14 protein-coding genes, 1 pseudogene and 1 riboswitch are annotated in these 15,037 nt (G+C 37.8%); of the genes and pseudogenes, 12 read left to right on the top strand and 3 right to left on the bottom strand.

Annotation, left to right across the window (positions count from 1 at the left end):
• Positions 1 to 42: 42 nt before the first annotated feature.
• From F7731_RS15875 to F7731_RS15860, 4 genes are all read left to right on the top strand, one after another.
• On the top strand, positions 43 to 699 hold the full coding sequence (locus F7731_RS15875) for a carboxymuconolactone decarboxylase family protein (RefSeq protein ID WP_151535759.1): 657 nt from the start codon (positions 43 to 45) through the stop codon (positions 697 to 699).
• 19 nt (positions 700 to 718) lie between these two features.
• Positions 719 to 1,987, top strand: a complete 1,269-nt coding sequence (locus F7731_RS15870; RefSeq protein WP_170289725.1) for an MFS transporter — start codon at positions 719 to 721, stop codon at positions 1,985 to 1,987.
• A gap of 277 nt (positions 1,988 to 2,264) precedes the next feature.
• Complete coding sequence (locus F7731_RS15865; protein ID WP_151535757.1) at positions 2,265 to 3,680, top strand: amino acid permease; 1,416 nt, start codon at positions 2,265 to 2,267, stop codon at positions 3,678 to 3,680.
• Complete coding sequence (locus tag F7731_RS15860) at positions 3,681 to 4,031, top strand: hypothetical protein (RefSeq protein ID WP_151535756.1); 351 nt, start codon at positions 3,681 to 3,683, stop codon at positions 4,029 to 4,031.
• Positions 4,032 to 4,154: 123 nt separating this feature from the next.
• Here F7731_RS15860 and F7731_RS15855 read toward each other — a convergent pair whose 3' ends face one another.
• Positions 4,155 to 5,018 (bottom strand): LysR family transcriptional regulator, encoded by an 864-nt coding sequence (locus F7731_RS15855; protein ID WP_170289724.1) that lies wholly within the window; start codon positions 5,016 to 5,018, stop codon positions 4,155 to 4,157.
• Positions 5,019 to 5,190: 172 nt separating this feature from the next.
• Here F7731_RS15855 and F7731_RS15850 point away from each other — a divergent pair, with 172 nt between their 5' ends.
• Genes F7731_RS15850 through F7731_RS15835 form a run of 4 tightly spaced genes read left to right on the top strand, consistent with a single transcriptional unit; the run spans position 5,191 to position 9,131 of the window.
• Complete coding sequence (locus F7731_RS15850; RefSeq protein ID WP_151535754.1) at positions 5,191 to 5,976, top strand: DUF169 domain-containing protein; 786 nt, start codon at positions 5,191 to 5,193, stop codon at positions 5,974 to 5,976.
• 3 nt (positions 5,977 to 5,979) lie between these two features.
• Positions 5,980 to 6,174 carry an AMP-binding enzyme gene (locus tag F7731_RS27325; protein ID WP_151535800.1) on the top strand — a complete coding sequence of 65 codons (195 nt, stop codon included), beginning with the start codon at positions 5,980 to 5,982 and terminating at the stop codon, positions 6,172 to 6,174.
• Between the two features lie 47 nt (positions 6,175 to 6,221).
• Entirely contained in the window at positions 6,222 to 7,499 is a 1,278-nt protein-coding gene (locus F7731_RS15840; RefSeq protein WP_151535753.1) for an amidohydrolase, read from the top strand.
• 45 nt (positions 7,500 to 7,544) lie between these two features.
• A complete protein-coding gene (locus F7731_RS15835) occupies positions 7,545 to 9,131 on the top strand; it encodes an ABC transporter substrate-binding protein (protein ID WP_170289723.1) in 1,587 nt (528 codons plus the stop codon).
• Positions 9,132 to 9,328: 197 nt separating this feature from the next.
• On the opposite strand, the gene F7731_RS15830 is transcribed toward F7731_RS15835, so the two are convergent.
• The gene (locus F7731_RS15830) at positions 9,329 to 10,927 is read right to left on the bottom strand and encodes a GNAT family N-acetyltransferase (protein ID WP_151535751.1); all 1,599 of its coding nucleotides are present in this window, start codon (positions 10,925 to 10,927) and stop codon (positions 9,329 to 9,331) included.
• A gap of 448 nt (positions 10,928 to 11,375) precedes the next feature.
• On the opposite strand from F7731_RS15830, the gene F7731_RS15825 reads away from it, so the two are divergent.
• The 4 genes and pseudogenes from F7731_RS15825 to F7731_RS27320 form a co-directional block, all read left to right on the top strand.
• A complete protein-coding gene (locus tag F7731_RS15825; RefSeq protein ID WP_151535750.1) occupies positions 11,376 to 11,732 on the top strand; it encodes a hypothetical protein in 357 nt (118 codons plus the stop codon).
• A gap of 144 nt (positions 11,733 to 11,876) precedes the next feature.
• Positions 11,877 to 11,975: riboswitch (guanidine-I (ykkC/yxkD leader) on the top strand.
• A gap of 53 nt (positions 11,976 to 12,028) precedes the next feature.
• Entirely contained in the window at positions 12,029 to 12,379 is a 351-nt protein-coding gene (locus F7731_RS15820; protein ID WP_281352553.1) for a DMT family transporter, read from the top strand.
• Positions 12,376 to 12,690: a DMT family transporter gene (locus F7731_RS15815; RefSeq protein WP_151535748.1), complete on the top strand. Its 315-nt coding sequence runs from the start codon at positions 12,376 to 12,378 to the stop codon at positions 12,688 to 12,690. The genes F7731_RS15820 and F7731_RS15815 overlap by 4 nt, the downstream gene beginning before the upstream one ends.
• An 87-nt stretch (positions 12,691 to 12,777) precedes the next feature.
• Positions 12,778 to 12,942: pseudogene (locus F7731_RS27320) on the top strand (bile acid:sodium symporter family protein); the annotation flags it as partial.
• A 200-nt stretch (positions 12,943 to 13,142) separates the two neighbouring features.
• Here the strand turns inward: F7731_RS27320 and F7731_RS15805 are convergent.
• Positions 13,143 to 14,915 carry a sigma-54-dependent Fis family transcriptional regulator gene (locus F7731_RS15805; RefSeq protein ID WP_151535747.1) on the bottom strand — a complete coding sequence of 591 codons (1,773 nt, stop codon included), beginning with the start codon at positions 14,913 to 14,915 and terminating at the stop codon, positions 13,143 to 13,145.
• Positions 14,916 to 15,037 lie beyond the last annotated feature (122 nt).

Here is a 15,037-nt window from a genome sequence, read left to right as displayed (position 1 = left end):
TACTTTTCTAGAAAATATTAATAAAATTTGAGGGATAAAATAATGAACACTGAAAGTTTATACAAAAAATCGGACAGCAAAAGACTTAATGAATTAGGGAAGTTAGCACCAGAAGCTTATCGCGCCTTTGGAGCTTTTAACCAAAAAGCACTTGCAGAAGGTGCTTTATCAGCCAAACTGAAAGAATTGATTGCTGTAGCTGTTGCACACGTCACAGGCTGCCCTTATTGCATCGAAGCCCATGTAAAGAAAATAAGACAATTTGAAGCATCAAAAGAAGAGATGTTTGAAGCTATTATGGTTGCAACTGCGCTGAAAGCGGGTTCTGCAATGGCACACGGAGCCAATGCGCTACAGGCTTATGATGGAACGGGAGACGATGATCTATATTCATTAAAAAATATGAATAGGCTGAAGGAATTTCGTGAAGAAAATGCCGATTTATTCCGTTCTTACCTAGGCTTTAGCCACCAAGCAATGAAGCAAGGCCTATTAAGCCAAAAGGAAAAAGAATGTATCGCTGTCGCTGTCGCTCATGTGACTGGATGTTCCTACTGCATTGATGCTCATACAAAAATGGCGAAAAAACTTGGAGCGTCAATGGAAGAATTGACGGAGGCTATTTTTGTTGCCACAGCTTTAAAAGCCGGTTCCGCACTTGCCCACAGTATAAATGCATTAAATGCGTACGGAGAGTGAACTAGATGGAGATACAAAGATGAAGATTCCTAAAACATTTGCTTCATTAGGATTTAAATATTATCGATATTTGTGGATCAGTTCAGCTTTGGCCAATTCCGGACAATATTCGTTTACGGTTGCGGCCAGCTGGCTCATTTTTTCTCTTTCCGATTCAACAGCCCTCGTTGGAACGGCTGTATTCGCCACAATGATTCCAGGAGTTCTTTTTGGACCCATTATTGGAGTATTGGTTGACCGCTATGATCGCCGGAAATTATTGACCACCGCATTATTTTTCAACGCATGTAATACCGGCTGTTTAGCATTACTTAGTATCCTCGGGTTTATTACACCTTGGGTTATCATAACAAGCGCATTTTTCTTAGGAATTTGCTTTAATTTGCAAAACACTTGTACGAATGCCACCATGCCTGGTTTAATACCAAAAAACACACTGTACAATGCAACCGCGCTTCAAGGAACGATTTCGCATGGTGCTGGATTTCTTGGTTCTGCAATGGCTAGTCCGTTACTCGTATTTGTTGGTCCAGAGTCAGTCTTTGCATTATGTTGTTTGCTTTACACGGGAGCAGGAATACAGTCGCTTTGGATACGAACGAATCAATCTACATCTAGCTTAGGAAATCTGAATGCTAGAAACTTTTTTCAACCCATCATTGAAGGGTTTGCTTATATTCGCAAAACACCCGCTCTCGGTCTTCTAATCGTCATGGTTTTTTTTCATTGCTTACTAACAATGGCCTATACATCCTTACTGCCACAATTTATTCGAGATGACCTGGGTGCTGATAGCGGGATTTACGGCAGCCTCATGATGTTTATCGGTTTAGGGGCCATCCTTGGAAATTTAAGCACTGCTTCTATCTCCACACCGCGCGGACAGGGGATTCTCTATATTATTACAGCATTGGCAAGCGGTGTTTCCTTATTCCTGCTTGGGCTTACAAATACAGCACTACTAGCCTTTATCGTTGGGCTTACAGTCGGAGCGTCTCAAGCTGTTTTTATGGCAATTAATCTATCATTTGTCTTGCAAAGAGCCAATGATGTATTTCGCGGGCGTGTAGCAAGTGTGAATTTTATACTCGCTTCTGGAGCGATGGCGATCGGAAACTTTGTATACGGATCGCTTAGCAAATTCATTCCTCCGAAAATCAATATGCTTTCAACTGGAGGCACCTTTGTCATTTTGACAATTGTTTTACTATTAATCTCTCCAACATTACGATCGCTTTATAAAAAAACAGAGCAAGTTAAGGAAAAACAGGTTACTAGTGTTGTGTGAAGAGCTAATTTCTCATTTTCAAATAAACCGTTTTTGATAGAAATTGGGGGAGATTTCATTGGGATTAATATTCAGTAAAATGAAATTTCTAATTCTGCTTACAGCTGTACTACTTTTAGTATCAGGTTGTTCAAGTTCAGAGAAAACTTCAAAAAATGAGCAAACACCAAATGGCGAAAAAAATATTTTTGACAATGAATTCCTTTTACATGGCCATTTTTGTCACTAGCTTATATTGTGGTTAGATTAATTAAAACACATATTTAGGAGGTTAAATATGGATCAAAAAACAAATGTAAAAGCCCTTGAAAAGGAAGGACTGAAAAGAGGTCTAAAAACGCGTCATTTGCGAATGATTGCTATTGGAGGTGCAATAGGGACGGGCTTGTTTTATGGATCCGCAGGAGCTATCACAGCAGCTGGTCCATCGAGTATTCTGGCCTATATAATAGTTGGAATAGCAATTTATTTTATTTGCCGTGCGATAGGTGAAGTCACCGTAGAGGAACCTGTATCCGGAGGCCCAGTATCTCTTGCAGACCGTTATCTTCATCCATTCTGGGCATTTCTAATTGGTTGGACTACTCTTTTAGGGGGTGCTGCCGGCAGTGCGGCTACCTACAACGCCCTGGGACGGTATGTCCAGTTCTGGTTTCCCAATGTACCAATCTGGGTAAGTGCGGCATGTGTCGTAGCTCTGATTTTTATTGTAAATATTGTTGCAGTAAAGCTTTATGGAGAGATGGAATATTGGATTGCGGGAATAAAAGCCACAGCTATCATTCTTTTGATTATATTGGGATTGCTTCCTATTTTGTTTGGGATTGGTAATCATGGCGACCCTGTCGGATTCGGCAATCTTGTCAATCACGGCGGCTTTTTCCCGAATGGCATATCCGGTTTTATTCTGGCGTTTGTAATGGTAGCCTTCGCCTATGGGGGCACTGACAATGTTGCTGTAGCAGCCGGTGAAGCCGAAAACCCGGAAAAAACCATATCTTCGGCGATTACAGGTGTTTTCTGGCGAATTGCAATCTTTTACGTCGGAGCTGTTGTTGTCCTAATAGCCCTCAACCCGTGGAATAAAATCGGGCAGGAGGGGAGTCCCTTTGTCCAGGTATTCGACATGATCGGCATTCCAGCGGCAGCTCATATTCTTAATTTTGTCGTCATAACCGCTGTAATATCAGCGATGAACTCATCTGTCTATACCTACAGCCGCAAAATTTATAGAATGTGTGTTACAGGGAACGGTCCTAATTTTATGACGAAGGTCTCCAAAAATGGGATTCCATGGCTCATCATAATTTTAGTACTGGGAGTTCAGTTGTTCGGTGTTGTGGTGAACTACATTATGCCGGCTACAGCTTTTGTTTATTTCGCTTCAATTGTAACGGGTACACTTATTTTGGTATGGGTATTAATCTTGTTAAGTCAATTAAAATTCAGAAAGATAAAAATAAGTAATAACGAAGTCAAAGATCTAAAATACAAAATGCCGTTTTGGCCATATTCAAGTTATTTTTCCCTTTTAATTTTAGCAATAGTTGTGATTGCCATGGCCTTTGACGAAAAAACCCGAATACCTCTTATTGTCATGCCGATTTGGACGCTGGTCCTGTTTATATGTTATAAAGTTTTTATTGCGAAAAAGAAAGTAAATGCATCAGTCATAGAAGATCATTCAGCTTAAATGCCAACGGAGATTGAGCAATCTAGAAGAAGATACGATAGGAAGGTTCCAAAAACATTTGCTTCATTGAGATTTCGATATTACCGTTATACTTATCCAGCGTGGATGGCATCAGAACCATTTAATTATTATCAGAAGTATTTTCCTGGTGTATTTGCATTTGTAGGGATTGAAAATAAGAAAAAGGGGACGGGAGCGGAACATCATAATCCTAGATTTGATATTGCTGAAGATGTATTAAAGCTAGGAGTTGCTGCAACCATACAATATACATTGGATTTTTTGAGCTACGAAAATGAAATTGATTTTTCACCTGAAGAAAAAGAGTTGAGAAAGCTAATGAACTTCTAGACTATTACAGCAAACCAATTAGTTGAATAAAAAAATTTAGAAATACGAAGATGATAATGAGAAGCGTGAAATAAAAAGCCCCCATAATTTATTTTTATTATGGGGGCGTACTAAAATAGTTGATTATATCATTTGAAACAAAATTATTTGTTCCTTTAACTCTTTTAAAAATTCCTGACTTGCAGTGGAGCGATGCGTTTTTAATTGAATGAAAGAATAATCAACCGCTATTGTCTCATCCGAAATTTCTAATGGTATGATATCACCAGTTTGGACGTAGGGGTCTACTTTTAAAGACATTTCAGTATAAAAGCCAATGGCTATGCCTTGGGCAATGATATGCTTGGCTGCCTCTAAGTTCTTTGATTTGATTAAATAGTTTGGATTTCCGTGTTTATTTAAAATATTTTTAAGAGCTTCTGATGAACAAATGACAGGATGGTTAATGACCTCTTTTATTGAAATAGCCTCTCTCTTAGCAAAAATTGAATGTTTTCCAACGCATGCTATAGCTACAGTACGAAAAAGCTTGCCGCAAACAAGATTCGAATCGTTATACTCTCCACCTATTAAACCAATGTCAGTTTTTCCATCATTTACAAGTTGTCTAATGATGTGAGAATCTTCCTCGATAATTTCAAGTTCAATACCAGGATACTTCTTCTTAAATGAAACTAAAGTTTTGGGCAATATACTCGTACTAATGCCGGCAATAGCTGCGATTGATAAACGCCCCTTTAAAAGTGAATATTCAGTATTTGCTATTTCTTGTAATTCTTCTACTTTGTTTAGGATTTCTTGTGCTTTAAAAATGACTGATTTTCCAGATTCAGTTGGTAAGGCACCAACTTTTGAACGTATAAACAGTTTTATCCCTAATTCTACTTCTAATGATGAAATTCCTTGACTAATACTTGGTTGCGATACATGCAGACGTTCAGCAGCTGCAGAGATTGACCCCGTTCTAGCGATTTCAACAACATACATCAGTTGCTCTATTCGCAATTTGTTCACCATCCATAGGCAAAATTTATATAAATATTGAATATTGATATTTTACATTATATCAGCTAACATGATTAAATAAAAATGAATATTTAGTAAATTTAGAAAATAGTTAAAAGCTAATGAAATCTAATGGTAGAAATGAGGTATAAAAATGGCAAAGGTAGAAAAGGTTTACGATTGGTCAGAAATTGTAAATAGACTTTATCAATACTTAAAATTTAAAACAATTCCTATCGGGATGAAGATGTTTGAGAAGAAAGAAGATATGGAATCAATACCAAAAATTCGCCGTCCAAAAAACATTCACACGACCGATCAAATTGTCGCACAAGCAGCACGATTAGGATGGACAGTTGGAATAACGGCAGAAGATCTTGTAGGCCCACAGTGTCAAGTTGTCTTGGGATTACATCCAAGAAACGAAGAATGGCTTTCAGGAAAGGAAATGGAAGGGGTTTGGTTTGAAAATCAACAAGATTCTTCTGCTCACCAACAAGCTATGACGGTCGTTCCATATGGAAAATATGAAGCTATGGCCGTTTCTCCGCTCACCTCTAATAGATTAGCAGACCCGGATATTTGTTTACTATATGGGACCCCTGGCCAAATGATTCTTTTTATTAACGGATTACAGTGGAAAAACTATGAAAAATTTGAATGGAGTGTAGTTGGCGAATCGTCATGTGCAGACTCATGGGGACGTGCCCTTGCTACTAGAAAACCAAGCTTATCCATTCCCTGTTTTGCGGAGCGAAGGTATGGCGGGGTGTTGGATGAAGAAATGTTAATGGCATTACCTCCAGAAGACTTATTAAAAGCCTTAGACGGATTAGAACATTTAAGTCGAAACGGATTGCGTTATCCCATTCCTCAATATGGCATTCAAATGGACGTTACAGCTGGTCTTCAAGTTAGTTATGGTAAAAAAAGCAGGTAAGATATTGAAGTACCGGACGAGACATGGGGTCAGACCGGATATGCGTTCATTGTACCGAAAGATGATGTTGATCTTGATATTGATAGATTAAGAGAATATTGCGAGAGTGGTCTTGCCGGTTATAAACAACCAAAAAGTTTATCATTGAAAAAAAAATACCAAAAACGACGGTTGGTAAAATTGCCAAGCAAGAAATAAGTAAAAATATGATTCAATATATTAATTAATAACCGAGGTGATAGTTTATGAAAACAACAGATTCAGTTCAATGCAGTTCCTTTTTAATAGATTCGCTAGAGTCCGCTAAACAAGTAGAACAATATGTTATTAGCCTAAGGAGAGACTTTCACATGCATCCTGAGGTAGGCTTGCAAGAAAAACGCACTATAAAAGTTGTAACAGAAGAATTGAGAAAAATGGGAGTGGCATATGAAATCGTTCCGAATGGAGGAGTTATCGGCATCATAGAGGGGGAAGAACAAGGGAAGTCATTAATTTTGCGGGCAGACCTAGACGCTCTGCCTATGCAGGAAGATGAAACAAATCTTAAAGATGTTAAGCAAGTAGTTTCGAAATATGATGGGGTCTCCCATACGTGTGGTCATGACGGCCACACTGCGATGCTACTTGGAACTGCGAAAATTTTATCCCAAAATCGAAACAAAATAAAAGGAAAAGTAATCCTAGCTTTTGAGCAAGCAGAAGAAATCGGAGGAGGCATTATCGGCATTTTACAAAGGCTTATAGAAATAGGAGCAGATGGTGTTTGGGGGATACATCTAAAATCAGATATCCCATCTGGAAAAATTTCCGTAGACCCGGGTCCAAGAATGTCAAGTGCATTCGCTTTTAACATTATTTTAAAAGGGATAGGCGGTCATGGGTCACGCCCAGATTTAACGCATTCACCATTAGATTGTTTTACTGATTTTTATAACCATTTAAAAATGATGAGATTGAATGCATTAGATCCGTTTAAAGCGATTACGTACTCAATTGGAAGCATTTATGCGGGATCCGCTGCAAATGTAATTCCAGATACGTTGCAATTTAGTGGAACGGTTAGATATTTACAATATGATCAAGGGGTAAAGGCTGAGCAAGAATTTAAAAGGATTTTAGAGAAAACTTGTGAACTGCATCATTGCACGTATGAATATATTAATGAACCAAAAGCAAGGGATTTATGCGTTTACAATCAAGAGGACTGTGCCGCAATTGCTTTAAGTGCAGTGAAAAACTCAATCGGAGAACAGGCCGTGTATCCATATCCAGCATGGATGGCATCAGAACCTTTCAGTTATTATCAAAAATATTTCCCTGGCGTATTTTCATTTGTAGGGATTCAAAACGAAGAGAAAGGAACAGGTGCGGAACATCATAATCCTAAATTTGATATGGATGAGGATGTTTTAAAGCTAGGTGTGGCGGCAACGTTGCAATATACATTTGAATTTTTGGGTAGCGATGTGACAATTAATTTCCAACCAGAAACAAAAAACTTGAAAGAGTTGAAGAATTAACCCAGCTTAAAAAATGTGAAACAAAAGGATGCGAGGGGGATTATGTTGAAAACGTTAAACAAATCAATAATTTTAATCCTAATTCTGCTATTGGCAGCATGCAATTCTGAATCGACGGCAATACATAAAGATGTAAAAGGAGTTAATAATGATCCTAAAGAAAATGCGTATAGCGGCGGGGACCTTCGAATAGCAATTGATGCCCAACCTTCAACTTTAGATACGCATACTGTCAGCACGACCGCAACAAAAGAAATTGCCAGACATATATATGAGACCCTTTTAACTGTCGATTCTAATTATGAAGTAGTTCCAATGCTTGCTGAATCTTATGAACAAAGTGAAGACCAACTGACTTACACATTTCATTTAAGAAAAGGCGTCAAGTTCCATAATGGGAAAGAAATGAAGGCAGAAGACGTCATTGCTTCTATGGAAAGATGGCTGAAGAGCGCGCCTAGGGCTGCAAATGCAGTTGGGGCTGGGATCTTTACCGAAAAAGATGAATATACTGTTGTATTTGAACTTGAGTCATCTGCTTTTGGCCTGCTCGATGTTTTTGCCGCAACCAACCAGTTTGCTGCGATTATGCCAAAAGAAGTGATTGAATCGGCTTCTAACGGACCTGTAACAGAAATAATAGGGACAGGACCATTCCGATTTGTCGAATGGAAACAAGACCAATATATTCAATTGGAAAAGTTTGATGATTACGTGCCAGTTGACCTGCCTTCAGATGGATTATCGGGAAAAAAAGAAGCGTTAGTTGATAATATTTACTTCGACGTAGTAACTGATGAATCCATTAGGTTAGCCGGACTCATAACAGGAGAATACCATTATGCATATGGTTTATCCTATGATAATTATAACCAAATTGAAAAAACACCAGGCTTAGAACCTTCAGTTAACCTGTATGGGGCGCATAATATTGTTTTTAACAAAAAGGAAGGGATAGTAACAAATCCAAAACTTCGACAAGCCATCAATTATGCTATTAATAAAGAGGAAATTTTATCGGGGACTTTTATTAATAAAGATTTTTACCGATTAGATAACGGTGTCATGCTTAAAGAACAGGTTAAATGGAATACGGATGCAGGGAAAGAATTTTATAACGGACAGGATTTAGAAAAGGCGAAAGCGCTATTAAAAGAAGCTGGCTATAATGGTGAAGAAATTAGAGTATTGGCAACACGTGATTATAATTTTGTCTATACTCCAGCTGTTATCTTTAAAGAGCAAATGGAAAGGATCGGAGTAAACGTAAAATTAGATATTACAGATTGGGGTACATTAGTCCAAAAAGTTAGAGAACCCAATGGATGGGAAGTTTTGTTCAATGGTTACGCTCCTGTTTCCACTCCGACCCAAACAACATTACTTGATAAGGATAGCCCGGGCTGGCCAGAAGATGAGAAACTAATTAGTCTGCTGGAAGGGATCCGTAAGGCCGAATCCCAGGAAGTAGCATTAGCAAAATTGGCGGAATTACAAGAATATAATTGGAGCGAATACCTTTCCTATATTAAACTAGGAGATTTCTACAGATTATCAGCATACCAAGATATTGTAAAAGGCATCGGCTACTTTGAAGGGATTGTTTTATGGAATACTAGTCTAGCAGAATAGCGGGCTAATAGATTAGAAATACATTTTTTCGTGTGTTACAAAGTTTATACCGTAAACCCAAAGAAAGAAGAACGTTGGAAAGCCGTATGAGGGAAAACCTCTCGTACGGTTTAATGAGGGGAAGCAGGATAAGGAGTTGCCCTCTTGTCTGGCTTAGTAAGGTGGAACACCTGAAACCAAAGGACAAGAAGGCATATCTAATTCCTGTTTTCTACTCTACAACTGATTATTTGCCTATTATGGTACTCATTATAATTCAAATACCATTTCCGAAACTTCACCCATGCTTCTCCAAAATTCGGCTGAATAATTGATATCTGTATCCAATCTCTATCAGTTAAATAAGCGCTTTTATAGTGCAAATCAAATCCCGATAGAGCGGCATCCTCAGCCATGTTCCAAGAATTCTCTTCTCCTTTTAACGTGACAATCATTGGATAGCCTTGCTCGGTTAAAAAGGTCATTTCTCCATTTTTCTCAGCGGTAAGAAGCAGTTCATATCGATTCTTCAGTAATGTGTAGCGGTTCCCATCCTTATAAAAACTTAATGCACTTTCCAAGCTTTTTAATAGCTGTGATGAATATGTAAATGGAATATTTCCTTTTGCATATAATCCTAGATCAAGATAAGAGGGGAGGGATAGATTTTCCCTGATTTCATGGTTTGAAAAAACAAATGAAAGACCGCTCATCGTTCCTATAGCTTTTCCGCTGACACCTGTTGCCAAGTACACATTTGCAAGTGAAAATGGCAAGGCACCAAAGGAACTGACACAATCGACGCAAAGCTTAACATGATACTCCTTGCAAAGCTGTTGAAGATTTTTTAATGGATTTAACATGCCAGTCGAAGTTTCACCGTGAGCCATTAATAGCCATTCATAATTATTTTCTGCTAGTTTAGCAGCGATTTTTTTTTCATCAAACGGCTGTCCCCAGTCATTACATAAAGTATCAAAATATAGTCCCCATCTATTTGCCTGATTTAATAACCTTTCTCCGAAAGCCCCGTTTATGAGGACTAGTCCTTTTCCGGGCAAGGATTTTAATTGAGCGATCATTGCTTCATTTGCTAGAGTTCCACTTCCAGTTAACAAATGTACATATTTGGTATGGCTCATGTGAACGAGCATTTTCTTTACTTTTTCTAGAGTAAGTGAAAAATCATACGATCGATGGGAAACAGGTTCTTCAGTCAGTGCGGACTTTATTTCGTCATGTAATAATACAGGCCCTGGATAAAAAGAGAATCTCTTTTGTTTGAGTCTCGCAGCGACGGATTGTTCGAATTGCTTTCTAGTTAGCGCCATAGGGATAAACTGTGCATCTTCTGTACCAACCGCATCTGAAAATGCTTCAAATCCCATTTGCTTATAAAGCTTTTGTTCCCGAACCGTACCAGAAATAACTGCGGCACTATAGCCTTGCTTATACGCATAGTCAGACAATGCCCCGACAAGCATAAAAAATACACGGCCATTCCGATGTTCTTTTCTTACTGCAAGAAGGCGGATTTCGCAAAGTTTTCCCTCCAATGCATATTCGGGAAGTAGCTTCTCGACAGGGCCGATTTTCTTGTCCAAGGAAAAAGGACGCTGATCACGGATCGCAATCATTCCTGCGAGCTCTTGATCTTTCAAAACTATAATATATTTATTTTCATCGTGAAAAGAATCTACTCGAAAGCCATGTTCATCAGGCTCATGCTGAGGAATCTCTTCAACAAAGGTTTCATAATTTAATTTGGCAATTTCAGCAAACTCCATCTCTGTGCGGGCAACTTTACACCAATACATGTAGAAAACCTCTTTTCGTTCATGTTCTTTCTATATCGTATGCTTACTGACTAAATTCTATTTTCGCATAATTGTAGAATGAAATAAATATTTTTCTCCTAAATCTGGTAAAATTGTAATTCTGTTTGTAGGTTGTGTTAAAATTGTAGTGTTTTATAGATTTGATATTCTAGGAGATACTTATGGATGAATTTTTGATCGGCTTATTAATCATCACTGGAGTGGATCATTACTAAGCTTTTATGAAGCTTTTAGAGTTCAACTTTATAAGGGGATTGCTTTCAAATCAAAGGTTGAATCTCTATTCACTTATACAGGTTTTATTAGTCAAACGTTACTTTCTGCAAATCATTTTTATGAAATGGATGTCACTTTCCCACTAATTATTTCAATAATAATTGCCATTATCATTTTTGTTTATCGATTATATGTAAATGGACGGGTGATGGTGATAAATAATACGTCAAAGCGAATACTAGCTGATCGGGTTCGATCGGAATTAACCCGATTGTCCATTCCATTTACTGAGGAAAGTTCCGATTTTTCTAATGAACATCAATTTATTATCGAGGATGCAACTATTAAGATTTACAGCCCTAGAGGAGGGAAAAAGGAAATTAAAACATTTCATCTAAGCTTTATTAAATGGTGGCGTTTATCCCAATTCGAAGAGGTTAATATAAGTATCGTTGAAAAATTTAGGGAAGAGAGGGATGAGGTGATTTTTTGGAAACAAATTCTCACTTCGTTAGGAGGAGGATGTCTCCTAATAATATTAATCTTTTTCGTTATTTGGAAGTTCTAGTTTGATGAGTAAAATATAGTGGAAATAAAAGAATAGGAGAGAATAATTAAGGAATCATAATGAATGACTCTGTTTTTCTGCAAAAATCACTTAATGTACAACTTGAATTCGTTTGATTATTAAATATAATAAAATGAAATGCATAAAAATGTTTTCTAGGGTTCCGCAGCTTTTTACTGGTCTGGTCCGAGAGAAAACTCACAGGCAAAGCCTGTGCCACGGAAGGATAAAAGCCTGGGAGATGACTGTTTAACAGAAATCTCTTAGGCTTTTTGTTTTGGTGAAAAAATGGAGGGATGAACATGAATTGGCTAAAGGTTTTTATTGCAGCCTTTTTTGAAGTATTCTGGGTCATTGGTCTAAAACATGCAGATGATGTATGGACATGGGCAGGAACGGTTATTTCAATTATTATTAGTTTTTATTTGTTGATTAATGCTGGAAAGAAGTTGCCGGTTGGAACGGTTTATGCTGTGTTTGTAGGGATGGGGACAGCTGGAACTGTATTATCAGAAATTGTTTTCTTCGGGGAGCCTTTTAAAGTTTCGAAGCTTATTCTTGTTTTGATTTTATTAACTGGAGTCATCGGACTAAAGCTTGTTACTAAGGATGAAGATCATGAAAGAAAGGGGGAGTCCTCACTGTGAGCTGGATTTATCTCATATTGGCGGGAGTGCTGGAGATGTTTGGTGTAACAATGATAAGCAGTCTTCATAAAAATAGAAATTGGCAATCCTTATTTATGCTCTTTGCTGGATTTGGCGGTAGCTTTCTATTACTTGCCTTTGCCATGGAAGAATTGCCAATGGGAACGGCATATGCCATTTGGACAGGCATTGGGGCCTCGGGGGGAGCAGTTTTAGGTATGATTTTATATGGGGAGTCTAAAGATTGGAAACGGATATTTTTTATTTTTCTAGTGCTCGGTGCAGCCGTTGGATTGAAATTAACGTCATAGCAACATGTAGGAATAGTCATTAAGTAAAACAAGGGACAAAGAAAAAGTAGCCGTTTATAAGTTTTATCATTGGAGAATTGGTTACTTTTAGCCACCGCACATTTAGGACCACTCGCTGCGCTACCTAGTGTCCTTGGTGCTGTCTGGCATAATATCGCAGGCCCTATTCTCGCTACGTTTTGGGCGAAAAAGCCGGTGAAAGATACCCGAGATTTACTGAGTTCACACGTGCAAAAAAGGAAAAGTATTTGAAATTGAAAGGCCGCTGGAGGTATAGTCAGGCGGCCTTTCAATTTTACAATGGCTGTCCATGTTTAAGAGGCATTTCTCATTGCATGGTAATCTAATCTACTTTTCATTATTTCATCGTTATATGCTGATTGTAAAAAGTTATCTAAGGAAGTTTGATTAAATTAAGTATCTAACCATAAAGTATTGAAAAATGAAAAGGGCTATTGCCTTAAATTATATTTTCTTATTTTCATGTATAGTGTATTTCGACTAATTTGTAAAATGTTAGCAGCTCTAGTAATATTCCATTCTACAGAATGTAACGCCTTTAAGATTGCAGATTTTTCAGTGTCCATCAGAGAAAGGGAAGTATTTACTTCAGAATCTCCAAGACTAGGCTGCCGTTCAAACTCATCTTCAAAATGTAAATCCTTACCATTAATTTCATGATCCTCTGCAAAAAAAGATGCCTGCATAAGAACACTTTTTAGTTCCCGTATATTACCTGGCCAATGGTAGGAGATTAGTTTTTGCTTCGCATCGTTGGATAAACGAATAAATGGGCTATCTAACTCTGTTATTAAATGCTCTGCTAGCTCGATAATGTCGGTTCTGTTGCGCAGAGGAGGTAGGGTAATAAAAATACCTCTTAACCGATAGTATAAATCCCCTCTAAATCTTCCCGCTTGTACTTCTTCGCGCAAATTTTTATTTGTTGCCGCTATTACTCTTGTATCTATCACTCTAACTGTATCTCCACCAATTCGGGTTACCGACTTTTCTTGTAAAACTCGGAGCAAGGCTGCCTGCGCCTTCAAAGGCATGTCACCAATTTCATCAAGGAATATCGTACCACCGTCAGCCGCTTCGAATTTACCGGTTGCTCCTTCCCGCTTCGCACCTGTAAAAGCACCTCGTTCGTAGCCAAATAATTCACTCTCAATCAAACTTTCAGGAATGGCGCTGCAATTAACCGCAATAAATGGTTTTATTTTACGTGGTCCAGTTGAATGTAAAGATTGTGCAATTAATTCCTTACCTGTTCCGCTTTCTCCATAAATGATGATAGGGTAGTCTGATAAGGCAGCTTTTTTTACCATTTTCCTTACGCTTACTATTTTTTCACAAGAGCCAATAATGTCAGTGATTGTATAAAGATTTTGGTCACTGAGAGTTTTTTTGCTATTTCTATGTAAGGAAACAACGGAACGAAAAACTTTATTTGACTGATCATCTGTTATATCAACTGAATAGCCGTCTTTCATATGAAACTCTTGTCCAATACAATCACTGCCTAATAATTGCCGAGCGGGCTGATTTGCCCGGATGATTCTTCTTTCATGATCGAGTGTAAGATGGGGAGTTAAACATATATTTGCCGCATATTCCATTTCTTTTAATGCTAAAAGTTTTTCTTGCTTTACACGATCCATAAGTAAGCGATTTTGTACAGCTTCTACAATCATGCTTGCTAAAGAAACCATCGATGGATGAAATAACTCTTTCCTTGCGCTAATATTAACCGCTCCGATAAAATCGCCACTTGGAGAAAAAATGGGACTTGCCGCACATGTAAGAAAGTGATTTTTAACATAGAAGTGATGTTCTGCGTGGGTAATGATGCTTTTTTTCTCATAAATGGCTAGCCCAATCGCGTTTGTCCCTTTAATTTCCTCTGACCAATTTGAGCCAATTGGAAAATGGTCAAAGGATTCATCGATATCGAGTTTACCTATTTTATGAATAATTGTTCCATTACGGTCCACAATCACTGTAACAAGTCCACTCGAATGAATGGTTGGATAAAGCTTTTCTAAAATGGCCGTTGTATGTTTTATCAAATATTCATTCTTTTTTAGTACTTTTTGCAATTTCTTGCCCGTAAATAAGATATCATTTACAGGACCGGTGGGTGAAAGTCCAAACGTATGACATCGCTTCCATGAAAGATCAATGATTTTCCCTTGATTTAAAAGATTGACGGATGATATCAATATCTTTACCCCCTTAAATAAACATCCCCCGCTGCCAATCTATGTATGAAAATAATTACCTCCATTAATTATACTATTATTCCATTATTTTAAAAATATTAAATAATATGTCTATCTTGTAA

The organism is Cytobacillus depressus (assembly GCF_008923245.1).
Taxonomy (GTDB): Bacteria; Bacillota; Bacilli; order Bacillales; family Cytobacillaceae; genus Cytobacillus; species Cytobacillus depressus.
Note: the sequence above shows the minus strand (reverse complement) of the source record. Positions and strands in the feature narration are given on the sequence as shown.